The organism is Cohnella abietis (genome assembly GCF_004295585.1).
GTDB lineage: Bacteria > Bacillota > Bacilli > Paenibacillales > Paenibacillaceae > Cohnella > Cohnella abietis.
The window spans coordinates 617,819-639,294 of the sequence record NZ_AP019400.1 but is presented as its reverse complement, the minus strand read 5'-3'; the positions used below and the strand labels follow the sequence as shown (position 1 = coordinate 639,294).

Genomic DNA, 21,476 nt, shown 5'->3' with positions numbered 1-21,476 from the left:
AATCGGATGAACATCCCAATCCAATGCACATTTACACAAAAAAAGGCAGGAAGCTACCGCTTCCTGCCTGATCTCTGTTGTTAATTAAGCCGCTTTAACGAAATAAGCGACTACCAAAGAAAGGATAAAGAAACCAATCGCCAAACCAACAGTCAGACGCTGCAAGAACAGGTCAAGACCGCGTGCCTTCTGTTTACCGAATAATTGCTCAGCTCCACCCGTAATAGCGCCTGACAAACCAGCACTTTTACCACGCTGTAGCAAAACAACAGCAATTAGGCCTAATGAGAAGATAACCAAGATTATTTTAAGAACGACGTCCATCGCTTACACCTCCCAATTACCCATGTAAAACGGTTTAGCCATCTACAGACGGCTATATACGTTTGCATCGAGATATCAGATGAGGATAAGGATGTCGAACCTTAAACTTCTGATATTGAATACAAAAACAGTATTCTCATTTTATCACAACGCCTAGCGTGTTGACAACCATTCCTTCCAATTGCTGTGTATCCCTTTTAGAAAAAATCCATCAAGAACGTCGTCTTTGTCGGAATATGACGCTCTAATCGTGCCACATTTTCCACTGAGCCGCTTATTCTTCCGACTTCCAGCAAGAAGCTCGGTCTCCGGTTGCCAAGCAGCATAGCCGTCAACGACTGGATATCACATGAGATTACATCCTTTTCAGCTGTAGATACACCATCCTCCAATGCTTCCAGCTGTCCAGCCCCCTCAGCGGTCCACACCAACCGATAGCTTCCATTGTTCCATGGAGCATGCGCGTCGGTTAGGCTCAGCAAGACTTCTTCCTCCTGCAGTCCCTCAGCCCAAGGATATTGCGCTACAAAACCTTGTGCATCGACAATACGAGACATGAAATAGGGTACGATCTCTTGCTTAATTCTCGGATCAGACAACAGGAACGGCAGTGGATCGTCGATAGGTACGCTAATGATCACCTCTGTTACCATCGAGTCATGATTGCTAATGTACGTCCACAAGGCTACTCGGGACACTTCATTCGTGCTTACCCACTCGTTAATGACCAGCTTTTTGTCCGCGACATGATAGAACACATAGCCTTCAGGCACATTATCTGCACTATAATAAACCGCAAATCGTCCTGTTTTGGTCAGCACCCTATCTTTCCACCATTCTGGAGTCCGAACCAAGGGTCCGTTAAAACGTGAAGCATAGGCAGTGTAGATGCTATTTAACAGCTCGATATTAGGCTCAGTCATTCGCTTGATTTGACCTGGAGTCTCAGTTCGAGAAGGAAGCTGATGCGGTTCAAACTTGTACTGCTTGTACTCCAATGTCATCTCATACCCATATTTACGGTAAAAAGAAAAGGCGAACGGATGCAGCATGCTGACGGTTTGACCGTTATTCCTCATTGTTTCCAGCGCATGAACGAGTAATTTGCTCACACAGCCTTGTCTTCTTGCTTCCGGCCAAGTCGCAACCCCAGCTACACCGCCCATCTGGAACTGTTTGCCCTGCACCCAGATTTCAAGAGGATTAAGCAATAGCGCTGACATCAATGCACCCTGCTCATCGAATGCGCCCCAATCGTGCTCTGGACGGAATGCTAATCTCCGAGCTTCCATCTGCTCAGGAGCTACCTGATATTGAAATGCAAATTGAGATAGTGCCACACGGCTCTCGAACTCATCCACTCTCAGCTGCCTAATTTCCATCATCACACCACCTTTTCCAGCTATCATTTCCCTATACTAACAATTAGCTGAAGCCTATTCAAGAAGGGTACGCTTGAAGCTAATATCCTTAGAATAACCAAAAAGCTCCCTCGAGTCTGTATAGACCAAGAGGGAGCCAAATTTGAGAAGCTAAGCTTACAGCCAGCCGCGCTCTTTAAACCATGCGAAGTTAAGCTTTGCGCTTTCCAGCGACGAGATATCATACTGCTCTTGCTCGATAATAACGTATTCCACGCCAGTTGATTCGCATGCAGCTAGTGCAGCATCCCAGTCAACTGTTCCTTTGCCGATTTCAGTATCCTTGCCGTCTGCTTTGAAATCCTTAGCATGTACGACAGGAACACGTCCTGCATATTTCTTCACATACGCTGCAGGATCTTGACCAGCCACCTTCACCCAGCCTAGATCGAATTCAGCAAATAAGAGCTCAGCCGGAATGCGTTCCAGAATGTGATCAATAACTAGCTTGCCTTCGACTGGTAGAAACTCAAATGCATGGTTATGATAACCGAAATCCAAGCCCGCTTCTTTCACGATCTTCGCAGCTTGCTCAAGCGTATCTGCCATGGAGTGCACAGCATCCAATGTAGGATTTTCTCCAAGTGGGTAATAAGGAACGATAAAACGCTTCAAGCCCAGCTCCAAGCCATACTCTACTTGTGACTTAAGATTATCCCAAATAGCAGAATCGCCTACTGAAAGTCCAACATGTGCAGAAGGTGCATGGAGTCCAGCATCGGACAACGCTTGGCGAACCTCTTTAGCTGAATGTCCATAATAACCTGCCAGCTCAACGTTGCGGTAACCAATTTCCCCGATTTCCTTAATCGTTCCTAGGAAGTCCTTCTCACTACGATCACGAACGGAATATAATTGTATGGCTACTTGCGGTTTACTCATTTCATTCCACCATCCCTATAATTGGATCAGATCTATTTGGAAGCCCGTTCCATCTTAAATCGACTTCTATTCTCTATTATAGACTGAAGAACGCATTCTCACGATGAGGGTTTTTGTCCTCTTTATATGGCATTTTGGAATAATGAATCCTCCGAAAAGTACCCAAGCAGCTATCTTCCCCGATAATTGGTTATTGCTTAACAGCAATAATGGGTCTGCTCAGACCAAGATGCTCCCTTAACGTGCTACCGGTATACTCTAGGCGAAACAGGCCACTTCTCTGCAAGGCTGGTATAACCTGCTCCCGAATCTGACGGATCTGGCGCTGATCATCTTCAAGCTGCAAGACAAACCCATCGCAAGCCCCAGCTTGAAACCATTGCTGTAAGGATGATGTTAACCCCTGCTCTTCTGCCGAAACCTGCACCTGCTGCAAGACGATGACATCCTTTGCCTTCCTGCCACTTTGCTCAGCCAGCGTCTTGATTCGCTTGTATTGCTCAATAGCGTCATTAAGTGAGAGGTTACCTTGAAGCACAACTTCCGCATGGCCGGCTGCAAAGGCGACATCTTCTGCATCGGAAGCTGTATGGATCAGGACAGGGTTCCCCTGCGGCGGACGCGGAAGATTAATGGCTCCCTTCACCTTAAACCATGCTCCTTTATGATGAAGCTCATGAATCTGAAGCCCATTGGCATATACACCGGACACCTTGTCATTCTTGATCGCATCTTCTTCCCATGCATCCCACAAGCCCTTAACGACATTTAGCAATTCGGCTGCTCGCTCATATGTCTCCGCTGTGCTGCGAACAGGGATATGGGCAAAATTAGCTGCATACACTTCACTTGGTACGATGTCCCACTTCCAAGCTACTCTGCCTTTGCTGATATGATCAAGTGAAGCTAGCTTGCGAGCAATATTATAAGGCTCATGGAAGCCTATAGGAATAGTAGCAGTGAGGCCAATATGGCGGGTACTCACACTTAGGGCAGAGACGAGCCCTAACGATTCTGTAGGTCCGGCAAAAGTAACGAAATCCAGCTTACTGCTCTCAGCCTCTTCAGCCAGCTCCTGCAGGATGCGGAAAGCATCGGGCTTTGCCGGGCTTTGCTGGAAACGAACACCGATATGCATCTGCTTAATGCCGTTAGTCATTTTGATTTCCCCCCGTCGCCTTCTGGGCTTCTACCTTGGACTGCGCTAGATGCTCACGCAATGTCGTACCGCTGTAATCCTCACGGAAGATTCCCCGCTCCTGAAGAATTGGGACAACATGCTCTACAAAATATTCCAGACCATCAGGAAGGATAGGGAACGTAAGATTAAACCCGTCACAGCCGCGCTCCTCAAACCATTCCTGCATGTGATCAGCTAGCTGCTGCGGTGTTCCGACGAACAATTGATTGCCGCGAGTCCCCGCAAATCGCTGACTGATCTGCCGAATCGTCCATCCATCATTTATCCCAAGGCTTTCCATCACTTTAACCGTACTTTTAATCCCATTCGTTTCCGCAATAGCTGGCAAAGGTCCATCTAGCGGATACACGGATAGATCATGATTAAATAACGATGACAGCATACGCAATCCAATTTGCGGATCGACAAGCGAGTGTAGCTCATCTTCTTTCTGCTTGGCTTCCTCCACAGTGGCACCTAGAATAGGAGCAAGCGCCGGGAGGATTTTCAGATCATCTGGATTTCTTCCTGCACGCTCCACACCAGATTTTACATTCGCATAAAATTGCTTTGCCTCACTCAACGTACTCAGCTGGGTAAATACAACCTCGGCATGCTTAGCTGCAAAAATCTGTCCAACAGGGGAAGAGCCAGCTTGGATATAAACAGGGCGCCCTTGTGGAATAGCTGCGTATGGCAATGCACCCGACACTGAAAAATGCTCTCCCTTATGCTCAATCGGGTCAACACTGTCCCATAGCTTGCCTACAAGCTCAACAAATTCATCAGCTACCTCGTAGCGCTTGCTATGCTCGTTAATCTTGTCACGACTATAATTTTGCGCCTCCATATCACTAACCGAGGTCACAATATTCCAAGCGGCGCGCCCCTGACTAAGCGTGTCCAACTCGGCGAAAGACTCTGCTAGATGGAAGGGTTCGTTAAACGAAGTAGATACTGTAGCTGCCAAACCGATGCGATTCGTCCAAACAGATAGCGCAGATAGCATGACATAGGGCTCCAGACGAACGGCCGCACTCGTAATAGCAGGACGATCTACCATATAGAACAATGAATCCGCTAGAAAAATAAAATCAAACTTACCCCGCTCCGCCCATTCAGCCAAGTGACGCAAATAGCTTTGCTCCAAAGCTTGCTCTGGTTTAGCAGCTTCCCGCTTCCAGGCACCCAGATGCATTCCTGTGCTATTAAGTAGCACACCGAATTTCAGCTGTTCATTTTGTCTTCTTCCCATTCTCATTCACGCCCCATTCCTGCAATATTTCTTCTGAATGCTCGCCCTTCAGTGGAGGACTGCGATAAATATCAAATTGGAACCCGGATAGCTTGACTGGAAAACCAACTGTCGTCGTAGATGTTTGATTAGGTAAAGCAAGCTCATGCAGCAAACCAGACTCGCTGACAAGCGGATCATGAAGAATATCTTCATAATTATTAATAGGTGCACAGGGCACACCTCGCCGGTCAAGCTCCTCCAGCCATTGCGCCGCTGTTTTTTTACTGAACTGCTGCTGTAGGAGGCTAGCAAGCTCCTTCTGATTGGCTGCCCGCTGCGATTGACTGAAGAAACGTTCATCTTCAAATAATTCAGGCAGCTGAACGGCCTGGCACACCTCGCGCCAAAGCTTATCGTTACCCGCAGCCACTACAAAAGGCTTATCACTCCCCTGAAAGCCCTGATATGGGGCATTCCGTGGATGAGCACTCCCCAGTCTTTTAGGTGCAACCTGATTACCAAAGTACTCGCTTGTCTGTAGCGCCGATATCCCTAGCACACTACCTAGCATGGAGCAATCAATGTAGGCGCCCTGTCCGCTTTTCTCCGATTGGATGTAAGCCGCTAGCACAGAGTAAGCAGCATATAACCCTGCGGAGAAATCCGCCACAGGCACGCCGCATTTAACTGGCTCACCCTGCTCTTCTCCTGTCACACTCATCAATCCGCTGATTGCCTGAATGGTCACATCGAAGGCTCCCTTGCGCGCATAGCTCCCTGTCTGCCCATATCCGGATATGGAGCAATAGACTAGCTTTGGATTGATGCTTTGTAGGCTTTCATAATCAAGTCCGAACTTAGCTAGCACCCCGGGTCGGAAATTCTCAATAATAACATCCGCTTGTTCACATAGCGTAAGGAGCCGCTCGAGCTGCTCCTTTAGATTAAAATCGATAACAATGCTTCTTTTGTTACGATTAAGCGAGCTGAAATTCGAGCTAAAGCCTTCTCCTTCAGCATTCGTATAGAACGGCGGCCATTCCCGCATTCCGTCACCCGTACCAGGACGTTCAACCTTCACAACATCGGCGCCTAAGTCGGCCAGTAGCATTCCTGTGAAAGGTCCAGCAGCAATTTGTCCAAATTCCAATACCTTGATGCCCGCCAGCGGACCCTTCTCATGATTATGCATTGTCGAATTCAGCCCCATCGAATGATTTGTATATCGGTGTCGCATTATCATGCTTGGTAATGACATCGCGTTGTTCACCGGTGTTGATATCATGGATATGTCGTACACGTTCACCCACATCGGCTCCATAGACATGAATGGCAATTGCCGTTTGCTCGAACGGGTTCGCAACACTATGAATATCATAATTAGGCGGATAAACAAATGAGATATCCCCTGCCTTCGCAGTCACTTCTCCCACTTCTCGCAGCTCGTAACGAGGCTCTTGTCCTTCTCCCCGATCCTCCTGACGATAACGCTTTTCTACAATAGCTCCTTCATAAATACCGACTAGGCCCCATATCAAATGATCATGAACCGGTGATATTTGGCCGGGACCCCAAACGAAAGCAATGACGGAATAAGATTCGTCTTCCGGCTTGTACAATAAATACTGTGCATATTTATCGCCCTTTGGCTGACGGTACTCTTGAGGAAGCAACTGCTTGTTAGTTAGCAATTGACCTAAGTACGGCTTGATCCCGTCGATAATACTTCTAAAATCTGTATTTTCGGCCAGCACCTTTTTTACATCCTGGTCAAATTGTTGTAGCTGATAGGATTGGCTCATTCACTATCACACCTTTACGTTTTTTATTGTTGATCCTGTGTATGGAGCAGCCCTGTACTAGCAAACTCAGGATATAATTCTTTCAATTGCTCTCTCACCTGGTTCCTTAGGATAGAAAGCTCCTCGACAGTTGGTTCTTCTAAAGTAAACGGTGGTTCTGGATTGAGAGCTAGCTCAAACCCCGTGTTTTGTTGGATATAATCAGCTTCTATGCCTGGAGCCAGTGCGGATAGCTGCAATCGGCCTCCATAGCTAGACGGTCGTAGAATACCAAGCGGTGTAAATACGCCTTCCAATCGTCCTGGGCGATCTACATCTGCCGCTGAAGAGGACACACTTGTTTTGAAATCTAGCTGTTCAGGGAAACCCTGCGGTGTATGATCGGTTTTGAATAGAAACGTCCGTTTACTTAAAAAGTAGACAACAGACGCCCCCGCGCCACCTGGCAGCCTCACCTTCGGAGAATCGTAGTCGCCGATGACGTGCAGGTTAATGTTGCCGTAGGCATCGATTTGCGCACCACTTAGGAAAAATACATCGACTCCCCCACGCTGCATCAAATCAAAAAACTCTTTCGTCCCTTCGAACGGCCAATCAGCCTGTCCCATCACATACACTTCAGCATTCGGAGCATGCAACTCCTTTGCTAATAGGGATGCTGCAGCGGGAATGGGAGAATTGTTGCCTACTCCAATGACTTCCCCATCCTTCAGCTCTCTAGCAAGTGCACATATCATCAGCTCGTTGTGGTTATAACTCACACTCCCACCTCCTTCGTCTCAATCGAATGAGCAGGAACTGTGTCAGTGCGACCAGTAGTAGGTGTTTCATAACTATCTAGATAATGCTGAAAATCAGTCGGAGAGCTCGCAGCTTTAACATATCCTCGAATATGGTCGGCATCTGCTGGATAATAGCCCGGACAGGTTGTAGGGTGTGCTCCATGAGGGGCATGTACAATTGCCGAAATATACGTTGAAGGAATACGCGAGCCTTGACTGCTTGCCAATTCCTGTTCGGTAACAATTTCCTCTACCGTTACGATCGTCTTCACGGCAGCTTGGGCTAATATACGATTGTTTTGCAGCGAATGAGCGACCACGTTCCCCTTCCGATCCGCCTTAAAAGCGTGAAATATAGCAAGATCCGGTCGAATGCTAGGAACAATAGCTACGCTCTGCTCTACATTGTAGGGATTATTGATACGAATGAAGTCAGTCCGAATGTTCATATAATCGGTTTCCAACAGCCCGCGCACCGGGATAAAAGGAATACCCATAGCTCCGGCTTGTATCGCTGAGAATAATGCTGGACATGCATGCTCCTTCGTCTCAATAGAGCCTTCTTCAAGTCTGCGGCGGAAATGTGGGGCAAATCCAAACTCACCAAGCGAGATTTGGGAAAATTCAACCGAACGCAGCGAGTCACTTCCCAGTAAAATATCTGCATTTATACCTGAAGAGCCTATACATATAAGCTGAATATTCTTTTTACCTGCCTTAATTAATTCCCGAATGAATGACATGGGTGACATGTCCATATTGCCGCTGATCGCAACAACCATCCCGTCACTCACCCATTCAACTGCCTGCTGCAATGTTGTGAATTTATCTGTCATTTCTTCTTGCAACCTCCTTGCATATTCATCCACTAGCTCTAATGGAGCGGATCGTGGCATGCTACATAATGATCTGGACCAATCTTGCGTAATTGCGGTGACTCTTGTTTGCACCGAGCCGAAACAGCCGGGCATCTTGTCTGGAACCGGCAGCCTTCTGGCGGATTAACGAGAGATGGTGGTTCTCCCTGAAGCAGTGCAAATGGCTTCCTGCTTTGAGGGTCAATGGACGGAACACCTTGAATCAAGGCTTTCGTATAATGATGTGTTGGTCGTATGAATAGCTCAGCTGAAGGCGCGATCTCTACTAATCTACCTGAATACATCACGCCAACTCTCGTAGAAATATGCCGAACGACCTGTAGTCCATGCGCGATAAATAAATACGTCAGCCCCAAATCCCGTTGCAAATCCTGCATGAGATTAATGACCTGAGACTGTACTGACACATCCAGTGCGGAGACCGCTTCATCTGCGACAATGAAACGAGGCTGCATAATAATTGCTCTGGCTATGCCAATGCGCTGACGCTGGCCCCCGGAAAATTCATGTGGATAGCGATCCTGCCATGCCGGGTTCAATCCCACCATTCGCATGACTTCAGACACCTTATCCCGCCTTGATTGCGCATCTAACAGGTTATGCACCTTTAATGGCTCGCTAATAATATCGCTAACCCGCCAACGGGGGTCGAATGAACTAAACGGATCTTGGAAAATAATTTGCATATCGCGACGCTGTTCCCGTATTTCCTTCGAGGACATCGATAGTAAATCTTGACCATCGAACAGTACACGGCCGCTGTCTGCCTTTTCCAGCTGCAGCACGAGACGTCCCAAGGTTGTCTTTCCACTGCCGGACTCTCCGACCAGACCGAAGGTTTCCCCTCCATAGATGTCGAATGACACCTCATCGACAGCACGCACATCTAGCTTCTTGCGCATAATTCCTTGATTACGCACAGTAAATGATTTACTCACCCGCTCCACTTGAATAAGTGGCTGCACCCCTTCCCTCTCAACCTCTTTATCTTGAGAAGCAGGGATTTCAACGATTACAGACTTACTCTTTGAAGGTGCATCCGAGCGACTGGCTTCCTTGAGAAGCTCCGTATTCCAACAGGCAGCCACTCGCCCATTACCCGTTGGTAGCTCTGGCTCTTCCCTACGGCATATTTCAGTTGCATAGGGACAGCGGGGATGAAAACGGCAGCCTTCAGGCAAATCCAATAAGTGTGGAATTGCCCCTTCGATTGCGTACAGTCTTTCATTGCGGTTTCCATCAAGCGTCGGAATCGAACGTATCAACCCTTCCGTATACGGATGCCAAGGCTGATCGAATAGCTCCTGCGCCGTTCCCTGCTCTACAATTTTACCGGCATACATTACAGCTACTCTATCTGCCATCTGGGCAGCGACACCCAAATCATGCGTAATTAATAGAATGCTTAATCCCATCTCTCGCTGCAGCTCTCGTAGCAGATGAAGGATTTGTGCTTGTACGGTAACATCTAGCGCCGTTGTTGGTTCATCAGCTATAAGCAGCTCCGGACCACAGGCGAGTGCCATAGCTATCATGGCCCTTTGCCTCATTCCACCTGAAAGCTCATGGGGGAACTGCTTAACACGCAAGTGAGCTTCTGGAATGCCCACTTTCTTGAGCAAAGATATCGCCTGATCCTCTGCAGCTCGTCGACTTAGACCCAAATGTCGGATAATGACTTCCGTAATTTGCGAGCCGATAGTAAACAACGGATCTAAGGCCGTCATCGGGTCCTGGAATATCATTGCGATTTTCTTACCGCGAAGCCTATTCAAATCCTTTTTAGAAACAGAGGCTATATCTACGTCATTCCAGTTTATTTCTCCTGAGAGGCTGTACCCTTGTGCCTTATCGAATAGCTGGAGGATAGCTAGAGAAGTAACCGTTTTACCACTGCCGGATTCGCCAACTAGGCTGACAATTTCACCGCGATGGATATCCAGCTCCATTCCCTGAACAGCCTCAAGATTTCCTTTTATTGTCTTGAACTTAATAGAAAGCTTATTGATTTTCAAAAGTGGTTGCATACCCTTCACTCCTTTGCTAGTGCCGGCTTTTCTTCGGATCGAGTTTATTGCGCAGCTCATCACCCAGTATGTTCATCGATACGACCAGCAAAGTTAGCGCAAATCCCGGAAAGGTTGCAATCCACCACGCTACGGTCAAATAGCCTCTTCCCAGTGACAATAAGCCCCCCCAATCTGGCACTTCTCCATGGACACCTAGACCGAGGAAGCTTAGACTAGAGCCGACCAGGACAGCATTTCCTATCCCAATTGCAGCCATAACCAGTAGCGGGGAAAGTGAATTAGGCAGGACATGCTTCCATAGAATAGCTAATGGCGTAGCACCCGCTGCTTTCGCCGCTTCGATAAAGGGTCTTCCTTTTACCGACATGACTTGTCCCCTCATAATGCGTGCATAGCCAGGTATCGTAGCCGCACTGACTGCAATAATCATATTAAACAGACTTGCACCCAACGCAGCCGATATAGCCAGTGCTAGTAGGATACCGGGGATTGTCATGATTACATCTATAAAGCGCATAAGGACCATATCTGTTACTCTGCCTGTGTATCCAGCAATTACGCCAATCAAGGTGCCAATTCCGCCACCAATAATGACCGAAACGAGGCCAATGGCTAACGATTGCTGACTACCATAGACGATCAAGCTGAATATATCCCGGCCAAAATAATCAGTACCCAGCCAGTATTTACTGCCCGGAGAGGATAAGACATCATTAGCGTTCATAGCCGTTGGAGCATAAGGAGCGATAGCAGAAGGAAATATAGCGCATACCGCCATAAAACCCATAATGATTGCCGCCAACAATGGAAACCCGTATTTTCTTAACCTGCGAAAGTATAATGCAGCAGACATCCACAATTCCCTCCTTATGACTTTTGCCTGATGCGAGGGTCAATGATGGAATAAGAAATATCGACCAACAGATTGACGACTACATATATAATGGAAGTCAGTAATATAGACCCACGAATAACAGGCAAATCCTTCGTCATTATGGCATCGACAATGACTCTTCCTATTCCTTGACGCGCAAATATCGTTTCAATAACTACGGCTCCTGCTAGTAGCTCTCCGGTCAATAATCCAACCATCGTAACCGCTGGTATTAAGGCATTGCGTAGCACATGCTTGCCTATAACCATTTTCTCAGGCAGCCCTTTGGCACGTAGTGTCAGAACAAAAGGCTCATGAAGCACCTCAAGCACACTGTTCCTGACCATCCGTGCCAGAAAGCCGCTTCCTACTAAGGAGAGGGCACACACCGGAAGAACCAAATGCTCGATCCCCCCATTTCCGATAGCAGGAAACCAATTCAGCTCCACTGAAAAAACGAGAATAAGTAAAATAGCAGACCAGAATGTCGGCATCGAGATACCGGTAATCGATAGAGCGCGTATCACATAATCAGGCCAACGGTTTTCAAAAATAGCCGCTATGATTCCTAACAAAATACCGCTAATAACGACAGCTACGATACTCAGCAAGGTGAGAACAAGCGTAGACGGAAATTGCGCTAGCAGCTTCCGTCCAACCGGTTCGCCGTTGGTCAACGAGTGCCCCAGATCACCCCGCAGCAATTCAGTCATGTAATTCCAATATTGAAGAGGAATAGGCTGATCCAGACCAAATTGCTGTTTGAGATTTTCTAGCATTTCAGGTGTCGCAGTATTAGTGCTTGCCATAATCGTTGCAGGATCTCCAGGCAGAATATGCAGAATAAAGAAAACTAAAGTTAACGAGCCAAGGATGACCAGTAGTGATACAAACAATCTGCGAATAATGAATGCGGTCATCCTTATCCTCCTCTATTACTACTTATTTGCTGATCCATGCATCGTAAAATACAGGGAAACCTGTGCCATCGAATGAGATATCGTGTGCTTCTTTAACTGTTCCAATCGTGTACGGCAGTATATAGATCGGAATCGTAAACGTTTGTTCGGTCGTTACATATTGCTGAATCTTCTTATACAGATCAACTCTCTTGGCTGTATCCTGTTCTTGATAAGCTTGCTGCAACCATCCATCTAGCTGCTCATCAAATACTCTCGAGAAGTTGCCCAACACGCCAAAGTTCTTGGAGAAGTAACGACTACGCAATACGTCCGGATCTCCACCGAACAGGCTTGCTCCAGCTACATCATAGGCTCCGTCTGTAAGATTTTGAACATAACCAGCTACAGGAAGAACATCGAGTACAACCTCTACACCAATTTCCTTTAATTGCTGTTGAATGATGGTGGCAATATCCTGTCTTTTCTCCCGATTTCCGGCCATTTCTAATACCTGTATCTTTAATCTCTTACCGTCCTTGCTCCGATAACCATCCGAACCTTTAACCCAGCCCAGCTCTTCCAGCTGTTGATTAGCCAGAGCTACATCCGGCTTCCATGTATTTTCTAAAGAGGAATCATACCCTAGAATAGAAGGGGATAAAGGAGCCCAAGCCCGTTCATACGTACCGAGATAGAGACTTTTTACAATGCCATCGATATTTAGGCCCAGCTGCACGGCTTTACGAATTTTCACATCATTAAACGGTGCCCGTTCCACGTTGAAATGCCATGAGAAATTGCTGCCTAAGATTTCAGTTTCTATGACTTGAAAGTTCTTATCCGATTTTAGTGCGACAACATTTTGTGGAGGAATTAAGTCAGCAGCATGAACCTGCTTGCTTTGTAGTACACCAACTCGGGTTGCCTCTTCTTCTACATTTTTGATAATGAGCTTGTCCACATAAGCAGGACCTGTATGCTTAGCGTAAGGAGGTGCCCAGTTATAATTTTCATTACGTGCAAAAACATATTCCGTGTTCGGTTTCAGAGATTCAAATTTGAATGGTCCTGTTCCCACGGGGTTCTGTGCGAATTGATCGCCATACTTCGCTACAGCTGTCGGAGAAACGATCCCCAGTGGCGCTTTTGCCAGATTACCTAAGAATGGCGCGTAAGGTGCTTTTAATTTCACATGAATGGTGTATTCATCGATAACATCGGAAGATTCGAACGTGCCCAGCCAGCTAAGTGAGGTGCCTGATTTTGTTTCCGGATTCGTGATCCGATCAAAGTTGAACTTTACGGCTTCAGCATTAAACGGCGTACCATCATGGAAGGTAACATCCTTCCTAAGCTTGAATGTATAGTCTAGGCCGTCCGGTGAAGCATCCCAAGATTCCGCCAACCACGGTTTAATCGTATGATCTGGAAGCTCCGCAACCAATCTGTCAAAGATCGAACCGATTACTCTGTATTGTTGAGCCATTCCTGATTTATGAGGATCGAAAGAGTCGGCAGCAACCGGGCCCGCCAATGCGAAGATCAATTCTCCGCCATTGCGGGATTCCTCAGTCTTCGGTGATTCTTTGACATTCTCACTCTTCGGTGTTTCTGTGACAACTGCGCCCTCTTTATTCTTCGCGGCATCCCCACAGCCGGCCAATATACTTACCATCGTTAACAATAAAACACTAAGTACAGCCATTCTTTTTACCATTTTTCTCTCCGCCTATCCACATTTAATTTAATTGCAAGTATTCCCGTGTGTTTTATCTGCTTTATCTGTGTGTTATACTACATGATAAATTTGGTTTTGTAAAATTGAAAAAACGAATAGAAAATTCATTTTTTTCGAATTGACTTTCATCTGTAATTGATCATCTACAAGGAATTGGAGAGGGTTAGCATGGATATTCGCAGCATTAAAACCTTTCAGACTATTGTCAAATACGGCAGCTTTCAGCGCGCTGCCGAGGAGCTTCAATACGTCCAATCTACGATTACATTGCATATACAGAAGCTGGAGAAGGATATTGGGCAGAAGCTGCTGACGAGAGGGAAGAAGATTCAGCTTACTGAGGCTGGAAGATTATTTTTGGAGAAATCAGTCACTTTGTTGAAGGAGTACGATTTTCTTTACCATTCGATGGTGGGGTTAACAAGCGGTGAGATTGGAGTCATTCGAATCGGAGTAATGGAGCCAACGGCAAGCTACAGAATGCCGCACATTATGAAAGCATTTATGCAAAAATATCCGCTTGTTCAGGTCAGCATTCAGATCGGAAATACAGCGGCCTTAAATCAAATGCTAGAGGATGATGTCATTGATATTGCCCTCTGCACAACTCCGGAAAGTGCCCAGAACCATATCTTCGAGCCTTTGTTTGTTGAACAGGTTGGTTTGCTTATGCACAAAACCCATCCTTTGGCTAATCAAGACACCATCTATTTACGCGATATGAAGGATTCGGACATTCTTATTACAACCTCAGGCTGCCCTTATCGCAAGAAGCTGGAATCCTCCCTGCTGGAGAAAGGTGGACTCCCCTACCACAGCATCGAAATCGGTAACATGTCCGCGCTCAAATTTTATGTTCAGGCAGATTTCGGACTAGCCGTCGTACCGATCATTACAGCTGATCCCATCCCTGAGAATACCGTACTCAAAGCTGTTTATGACCTTAATTATGGCCTTGTAACTGGGATTCTGAGAAAGAAGGAGCCTCTCACCCTTAGCACGGCTACTGAAAACTTTCTAGAGATACTCAAAGAGAAGATCCGCATGGAGCACCCTCCGCTAGTTATTTAAAAAGATAAAAAGACCGAACCGCGCATAAGCGCAAGGGTCCGGTCTTCTTGTTATCTTGATGTCTGACTAAGATGTATGTGATGGAGCTCGTATTACTTGAAGTTTCTAAGGTTGTAGAACGCCTTTTTGCCTGCATAGATCGCAGTAGTTCCCAAGTTGTCTTCGATGCGAAGCAATTGGTTGTATTTCGCAACACGGTCGGAACGGGAAGGTGCGCCCGTTTTGATCTGACCTGCATTAGTAGCAACTGCGATGTCAGCGATTGTGCTGTCTTCGGATTCGCCGGAACGGTGAGAGATAACAGCTGTGTAGCCAGCGCGTTTCGCCATTTCGATAGCATCGAAAGTTTCTGTCAAAGTACCGATTTGGTTAACTTTAACTAGAATGGAGTTACCTACGCCTTTTTCGATACCATCAGCAAGACGCTCAGTGTTCGTTACGAACAAATCGTCTCCAACGAGTTGGATTTTGCCGCCCAATTTCTCAGTAAGCAATTTCCAACCTTCCCAGTCATCTTCGGAGCAACCATCTTCGATTGTGATGATAGGGTATTTGTCTGCCCAGCTAGCAAGCAGATCAACGAACTCAGCAGGCGTGTAGGACTTGCCTTCGCCTTCGAGGTGGTATTTACCGTCTTTGAAAAACTCTGTAGAAGCAACGTCCATACCAAGGAATACGTCAACGCCTGGCTTGAAGCCTGCTTTTTCGATCGCTTCGATAACAGTCGTGATTGCTTCTTCGTTGGAAGCGAAGTTAGGAGCGAATCCACCCTCATCGCCTACAGCAGTGTTAAGACCTTTTTTGTTCAATACGCCCTTAAGGGAGTGGAAAATTTCTGCGCCCATACGAAGAGCTTCAGCGAATGTAGGTGCGCCAACTGGCAATACCATGAATTCTTGTACGTCAACATTGTTGTCCGCGTGAGCGCCACCGTTGATGATGTTCATCATTGGAACTGGCAATGTTTTCGCATTGAAGCCGCCGAGGTAAGTGTACAAAGGAACATCAAGAGCTTCTGCAGCTGCACGAGCTGTTGCAATGGATACTGCAAGGATAGCGTTAGCTCCCAGCTTAGCTTTGTTATGAGTTCCGTCGATTTCGATCATTTTTTGATCGATTACAACTTGCTCAAGAGCATCGTATCCGATAAGTTCAGGAGCGATGATTGTATTAACGTTATCAACCGCTTTAAGTACGCCTTTACCTAGATAACGGTCTTTGTCGCCATCACGAAGCTCAACTGCTTCATGAGCACCTGTGGAGGCGCCGGATGGAACGATAGCGCGGCCTAAAGCACCGGATTCCAAACGAACTTCAACCTCAACTGTCGGATTTCCCCGGGAGTCCAATACTTCGCGTGCGTAAACATCAGAAATAATTGTCATGAGTAACACTCCTCTAAGTTAAATATGAATTAGGTTAAAACAAGGACTTACCTGTCATTTGCTCTGGCTGTGGAAGCTGCATGAGCTTGAGAATCGTCGGTGCGACGTCCGCAAGAATACCGCCATCACGAAGCGTATGACCCGCTTCTGTCACGATACAAGGAACAGGGTTCGTCGTATGCGCCGTGAAAGGACGCTCGTTATCGTCGATAACCATGTCTGCATTGCCATGATCGGCAATAATGACGCAAACTCCACCTTTGGCAGTTACTGCTTCAACTACGCGACCTAGGCACTCATCTGTTGCTTCTACCGCTTTAATCGTCGGCTCAAGCATACCCGAGTGACCAACCATGTCCGCATTAGCGAAGTTAAGGATAATCGCGTCATGATGCTCCGCTTCGATTTCCTTCAGCAACGAGCTCGTTACCTCGTAAATGCTCATCTCTGGCTGAAGGTCATAAGTGGCAACCTTCGGTGAATTGATGAGTATGCGAGTTTCGCCTTCCAGAACGTGATCCCGTCCACCACTAAAAAAGAACGTAACGTGCGGGTACTTTTCCGTTTCGGCAATTCTGAGCTGTTTTTTACCATGCTGTACTAGAACTTCACCTAAAGTGTTATCAAGTTCCTTAGGCTTATACGCAACAAACCCGCCTACGGTTTCCGCAAAAAGCGTCATGCAGACGAAATACAGGTTTTTAGGGAAATTATCTCCACGATCGAAGCCACGGAAATCTTCATTCGTGAAAACATTAGATAATTGTATAGCACGGTCAGGGCGGAAGTTGAAGAAAATAACCGCATCCTCAGACTCAACCAGTCCGACTGGCTTTCCATCTGCTCCTACGATTACTGTCGGCAGGACGAACTCATCATATACGGACTTCTCGTAAGATTCCTTCACGGCTTGAATCGGATCTACTGCCGTCGGGCCATCTCCATACACCATTGCGCGGTAAGATTTCTCTGTCCGCTCCCAGCGCTTGTCACGATCCATCGCGTAATACCGACCCTGGATTGTAGCAACTTGTCCTACACCAAGCTCTTCAATCTTGCCTTGCAATTGAGTTAAGTAACCAACCGCACTGTCTGGCGACACATCACGACCATCGAGGAAAGCATGGATGTACACTTGCTCCAAGCCTTCCTTCTTAGCCAGCTCCAATAGCGCGAATAGATGAGCGATGTGGCTATGAACACCACCATCGGATACTAAGCCGTACAAATGAAGCTTCTTGTTGTTGGCTTTCGCATGCTGTACCGCACCGAGTAAAGTGGAATTATCGTAAAAGTCCTCATCGCGAATCGATTTAGAAATACGAGTCAAATCCTGATACACGATCCGGCCTGAGCCGATGTTAAGATGTCCGACCTCGGAATTACCCATTTGTCCTTCCGGTAGTCCGACTGCTTCCCCGCAAGCCGTTAGCGTTGTATGGGGAAACGTGTTCCATAAACGATCAAAGTTCGGTTTGTTGGCTTGGGCAACGGCATTACCATGAGTGGTCTCACGAAGGCCAAAGCCATCGAGAATAATAAGCGCAACCGGTCTCGGAGCTGTCATCTTACTTCGCCCCTTCGACTAACGCCACGAAGGAAGCTGGCTCAAGGCTAGCGCCACCAACCAAAGCACCGTCGATATCGGATTGACCCATATATTCAGCTACTGTGTTCGGCTTAACGCTTCCGCCGTATTGAATGCGAACCTTATCAGCTACTTCAGCACTGAACAGTCCAGCCACAACGCCACGGATGTAGCTAGTTACTTCGTTTGCATCTTCAGAAGTGGAGGATTTACCAGTCCCGATTGCCCAGATTGGCTCATAAGCAATAACGGATTCAGCAACCTGCTCAGCAGTCAATCCTGCGAGCCCGCCTTCTGTTTGAACGCGTACAACTTCTTTTGTCTGGCCAGCTTCACGCTCTTCAAGCTTCTCGCCAACACAGATAATTGGAGTAAGGCCATGACGGAATGCCGCGTGGGCTTTCTTGTTCACGATCTCATCCGATTCAGCAAAATATTGACGACGCTCCGAGTGACCGATGATGACGTAATGAACGCCAAGATCCTTCAGGAATACACCGCTGATTTCGCCTGTATAAGCGCCATTGTCTTCGAAATGAAGGTTTTGTGCACCGACTTTGATCGTCGTGCCTTTAACAGCTTCAATCAAAGCAGGAAGTGCAGTAAACGGAGCGCAGATCACGCTCTCTACTCCAGCAACCTCAGCTTTGCCTTTAACCTCAGCAACGAAAGCAGTAGCTTCGCCAGCTGTTTTGAACATTTTCCAGTTACCCGCAATAATTGGTGTTCTGCTCATTTATGTCACCTCTATTTGTCGTTTAGGGCTACAACGCCCGGAAGGACTTTACCTTCCATGAATTCCAGCGAAGCTCCGCCACCTGTAGAAATATGGTTCATTTGATCAGCAAGCTTAAACTTCTCAGCCGCAGCAGCAGAATCTCCACCGCCAATGATCGTGTAAGCATCAGTAGTAGCACAAGCTTGAGCTACTGCACGTGTACCGTGGGAGAATGGCTCTAATTCAAATACGCCCATCGGTCCGTTCCATACAACAAGCTTGGAATTCTTAATCACTTCAGCGTAAATTTCACGCGTTTTAGGTCCGATATCTACGCCTTCCCAGCCAACAGGAATGTGATCAATATCAACGATGTCTTTGTTAGCATCTACTTTGAAGTCATCAGCAATAACGATATCAATCGGCAAGTAAAGGTTCTTACCAAGCTTCTTCGCCTTCTCAACAAACTCCAGCGTCAGTTCCAGCTTGGAATCATCACACAACGAAAGGCCGATTTCTTTTCCTTGAGCTTTCAGGAAAGTGTAAGTCAGCCCGCCGCCAATAATAATATTATCTGCAATCTCAATCATCTTATTGATAACATCGATTTTGTCCTTAACCTTAGACCCACCAACGATTGCCGTGAAAGGACGCTCAGGATTGTGCAAAGCTTTACCCAGTACATCCAGCTCTTTCTCCATCAACAAGCCAGACACTGCTGGAATGTGATGCGCGATGCCTTCAGTAGAAGCATGTGCCCGGTGAGCAGCGCCAAATGCGTCGTTCACGAACAAATCAGCCAAGTCAGCGAAAGCTTTGGCCAATTCGGAATCGTTGCTCTCTTCACCTGGGTGGAACCGTACATTTTCAAGCAGCAATACATCGCCATCATTCAGCTCAGCTACTTGAGCCGTTACACTAGCGCCAACAACTTCGTCAGACTTGCTAACTGGCTTACCTAGCAGTTCAGAAAGACGAGCAGCAACAGCAGTCAAACGAAGACCCTCAACGACTTCGCCTTTAGGACGACCTAAGTGACTAGCCAGGATAACCTTTGCGCCATTCTCGATCAAGTACTTGATTGTAGGCAATGTCTCGCGAATACGAGTGTCATCAGTAATAACGCCATTCTCAAGCGGTACGTTAAAGTCAACCCGAACAAATACTTTCTTCCCTGCAACATCGACTTCTCTTACGCTTTTCTTGTTCAAGAGTCAAACCTCCTCGGATGGTCTGTATATCTCCGGGCGCAAAGCTAGGCTCCAGATAAGGGAGCCTAACAAGTGTCCGTACTAATGTATTTGTTTAAGCTCCCCTAGAAGCGCAGTCTTGCGCGGGGGAGCATCGCTCTTCATCATGCTCCCATAAGAAGCGCAGTCTTGCGCAGGGGAGTCTCGCTCTTCCCCAGAGCCCGGAGCGCAGCAAAGCGCGAAACGGGGTCCCCTGCCTGCTCCCTAGGTAAAGCGTAGTCCCGGTTTGCAGAGCAAATCCGGGACGGAGCGATCCTAGCACACTGTAACCCTATCCTCCACCAAAAGCCGCTCTCCCGACAACCAACGGGTGTCCAGAGGGCAGAGCCCTTGGAATCCCCCTTCGGGAAGGGGGACTTAGGGGGATGCGTATTCTCTTATAGACCTTTGCTTGCAATAAAAGCAGCCAAGTCAACAACGCGGTTGGAATAGCCCCACTCGTTGTCATACCAAGAAATAACTTTAACCATGTTGCCTTCTACAACCATTGTGGACAATGAATCGATTGTGGAAGAAGCAGGATCGCCGTTGTAGTCACTAGAAACAAGCGGCTCTTCGGAGTAGTTAAGAATTCCTTTAAGAGGACCGTCAGCAGCAGCTTTCAGAGCCGCGTTAACTTCTTCAACTGTAACATTTACTTTCAACTCAGCAACGAGATCCGTTACGGATACGTTCGGAGTAGGAACACGCATGGACATTCCGTTCAATTTGCCTTTCAATTCAGGCAATACAAGGGAAACAGCCTTAGCAGCACCCGTGGAAGAAGGAATGATGTTCTCAGCAGCTGCACGAGCACGACGCAAATCCTTATGCGGAAGATCAAGAACGCTTTGATCGTTCGTGTAAGAATGGATTGTGTTCATCATGCCTTTAACGATTCCGAATTGGTCATTCAATACTTTAGCGAATGGTGCCAAGCAGTTCGTTGTACAAGAAGCGTTAGAGATAATTGTATGAGCAGATGGATCGTATTTGTCGTTGTTAACGCCCATAACGATAGTGATGTCTTCGTTCGTAGCAGGAGCGGAGATAATAACTTTCTTCGCGCCGCCTTTCAAGTGAAGCTCTGCTTTTTCTTTAGCAGTAAAGATACCTGTAGATTCAACAACGATTTCAGCACCTACAGAAGACCAAGGCAGGTTACCAGGATCACGCTCAGCGAATACTTTAACTGTTCTGCCGTTTACGATAAGTGCGCCTTCGCCCACTTCAACCGTTCCGTCCAATTTGCCGTGAGTTGTATCATATTTGAGAAGGTGAGCAAGCGTGTTAACGTCAGTCAGGTCGTTGATCGCAACGATCTCTACATTCGGGTTGCCTAGAGATGCGCGGAATACGTTACGTCCAATACGTCCAAATCCGTTAATACCAACTTTTACTACTGCCATGATTGGTTTCCTCCTTGGAATAACTA

19 protein-coding genes are annotated in these 21,476 nt (G+C 47.0%); 1 reads left to right on the top strand and 18 read right to left on the bottom strand.

What is annotated here, in order from left to right:
• Positions 1-84: 84 nt before the first annotated feature.
• The 13 genes from secG to KCTCHS21_RS02690 form a co-directional block, all read right to left on the bottom strand.
• The gene (secG, locus tag KCTCHS21_RS02750) at positions 85-324 is read right to left on the bottom strand and encodes a preprotein translocase subunit SecG (RefSeq protein WP_130605012.1); all 240 of its coding nucleotides are present in this window, start codon (positions 322-324) and stop codon (positions 85-87) included.
• Positions 325-521: 197 nt separating this feature from the next.
• On the bottom strand, positions 522-1,733 hold the full coding sequence (locus KCTCHS21_RS02745; protein ID WP_232058051.1) for a GNAT family N-acetyltransferase: 1,212 nt from the start codon (positions 1,731-1,733) through the stop codon (positions 522-524).
• 129 nt (positions 1,734-1,862) lie between these two features.
• Entirely contained in the window at positions 1,863-2,627 is a 765-nt protein-coding gene (locus tag KCTCHS21_RS02740) for a sugar phosphate isomerase/epimerase family protein (RefSeq protein WP_130605011.1), read from the bottom strand.
• A gap of 190 nt (positions 2,628-2,817) precedes the next feature.
• Positions 2,818-3,786: an LLM class flavin-dependent oxidoreductase gene (locus KCTCHS21_RS02735; RefSeq protein ID WP_130605010.1), complete on the bottom strand. Its 969-nt coding sequence runs from the start codon at positions 3,784-3,786 to the stop codon at positions 2,818-2,820.
• Positions 3,779-5,062, bottom strand: coding sequence for an LLM class flavin-dependent oxidoreductase (locus tag KCTCHS21_RS02730; protein WP_157993926.1), 1,284 nt, complete (start codon positions 5,060-5,062; stop codon positions 3,779-3,781). The genes KCTCHS21_RS02735 and KCTCHS21_RS02730 overlap by 8 nt, the downstream gene beginning before the upstream one ends.
• On the bottom strand, positions 5,043-6,236 hold the full coding sequence (locus tag KCTCHS21_RS02725; RefSeq protein ID WP_130605008.1) for a CaiB/BaiF CoA transferase family protein: 1,194 nt from the start codon (positions 6,234-6,236) through the stop codon (positions 5,043-5,045). Before KCTCHS21_RS02725 ends, KCTCHS21_RS02730 begins: the two co-directional genes overlap by 20 nt.
• Positions 6,229-6,846 carry a cysteine dioxygenase family protein gene (locus KCTCHS21_RS02720; RefSeq protein WP_130605007.1) on the bottom strand — a complete coding sequence of 206 codons (618 nt, stop codon included), beginning with the start codon at positions 6,844-6,846 and terminating at the stop codon, positions 6,229-6,231. The genes KCTCHS21_RS02725 and KCTCHS21_RS02720 overlap by 8 nt, the downstream gene beginning before the upstream one ends.
• A 23-nt stretch (positions 6,847-6,869) precedes the next feature.
• Entirely contained in the window at positions 6,870-7,607 is a 738-nt protein-coding gene (locus KCTCHS21_RS02715) for a CoA-transferase subunit beta (RefSeq protein ID WP_130605006.1), read from the bottom strand.
• Positions 7,604-8,464 carry a CoA transferase subunit A gene (locus tag KCTCHS21_RS02710; protein WP_157993925.1) on the bottom strand — a complete coding sequence of 287 codons (861 nt, stop codon included), beginning with the start codon at positions 8,462-8,464 and terminating at the stop codon, positions 7,604-7,606. Before KCTCHS21_RS02710 ends, KCTCHS21_RS02715 begins: the two co-directional genes overlap by 4 nt.
• A 38-nt stretch (positions 8,465-8,502) precedes the next feature.
• Positions 8,503-10,533, bottom strand: a complete 2,031-nt coding sequence (locus KCTCHS21_RS02705; RefSeq protein WP_130605004.1) for a dipeptide ABC transporter ATP-binding protein — start codon at positions 10,531-10,533, stop codon at positions 8,503-8,505.
• Positions 10,534-10,549: 16 nt separating this feature from the next.
• A complete protein-coding gene (locus KCTCHS21_RS02700; protein WP_130605003.1) occupies positions 10,550-11,389 on the bottom strand; it encodes an ABC transporter permease in 840 nt (279 codons plus the stop codon).
• 14 nt (positions 11,390-11,403) lie between these two features.
• Positions 11,404-12,330, bottom strand: a complete 927-nt coding sequence (locus KCTCHS21_RS02695) for an ABC transporter permease (RefSeq protein WP_130605002.1) — start codon at positions 12,328-12,330, stop codon at positions 11,404-11,406.
• Positions 12,331-12,352: 22 nt separating this feature from the next.
• Positions 12,353-14,029 (bottom strand): ABC transporter substrate-binding protein, encoded by a 1,677-nt coding sequence (locus KCTCHS21_RS02690; protein WP_130605001.1) that lies wholly within the window; start codon positions 14,027-14,029, stop codon positions 12,353-12,355.
• Positions 14,030-14,218: 189 nt separating this feature from the next.
• Here KCTCHS21_RS02690 and KCTCHS21_RS02685 point away from each other — a divergent pair, with 189 nt between their 5' ends.
• On the top strand, positions 14,219-15,121 hold the full coding sequence (locus tag KCTCHS21_RS02685) for a LysR family transcriptional regulator (RefSeq protein ID WP_130605000.1): 903 nt from the start codon (positions 14,219-14,221) through the stop codon (positions 15,119-15,121).
• Between the two features lie 92 nt (positions 15,122-15,213).
• On the opposite strand, the gene eno is transcribed toward KCTCHS21_RS02685, so the two are convergent.
• The 5 genes from eno to gap all read right to left on the bottom strand — a co-directional run bounded on the left by eno (position 15,214) and on the right by gap (position 21,450).
• A complete protein-coding gene (gene eno / locus KCTCHS21_RS02680) occupies positions 15,214-16,506 on the bottom strand; it encodes a phosphopyruvate hydratase (RefSeq protein ID WP_130604999.1) in 1,293 nt (430 codons plus the stop codon).
• A 34-nt stretch (positions 16,507-16,540) separates the two neighbouring features.
• On the bottom strand, positions 16,541-18,073 hold the full coding sequence (gene gpmI, locus KCTCHS21_RS02675) for a 2,3-bisphosphoglycerate-independent phosphoglycerate mutase (RefSeq protein WP_130604998.1): 1,533 nt from the start codon (positions 18,071-18,073) through the stop codon (positions 16,541-16,543).
• A 1-nt stretch (position 18,074) separates the two neighbouring features.
• Entirely contained in the window at positions 18,075-18,830 is a 756-nt protein-coding gene (tpiA, locus tag KCTCHS21_RS02670) for a triose-phosphate isomerase (protein ID WP_130604997.1), read from the bottom strand.
• A gap of 11 nt (positions 18,831-18,841) precedes the next feature.
• Positions 18,842-20,023 carry a phosphoglycerate kinase gene (locus KCTCHS21_RS02665; protein ID WP_130604996.1) on the bottom strand — a complete coding sequence of 394 codons (1,182 nt, stop codon included), beginning with the start codon at positions 20,021-20,023 and terminating at the stop codon, positions 18,842-18,844.
• A gap of 416 nt (positions 20,024-20,439) precedes the next feature.
• Positions 20,440-21,450 (bottom strand): type I glyceraldehyde-3-phosphate dehydrogenase, encoded by a 1,011-nt coding sequence (gene gap / locus KCTCHS21_RS02660; RefSeq protein ID WP_130604995.1) that lies wholly within the window; start codon positions 21,448-21,450, stop codon positions 20,440-20,442.
• Positions 21,451-21,476 lie beyond the last annotated feature (26 nt).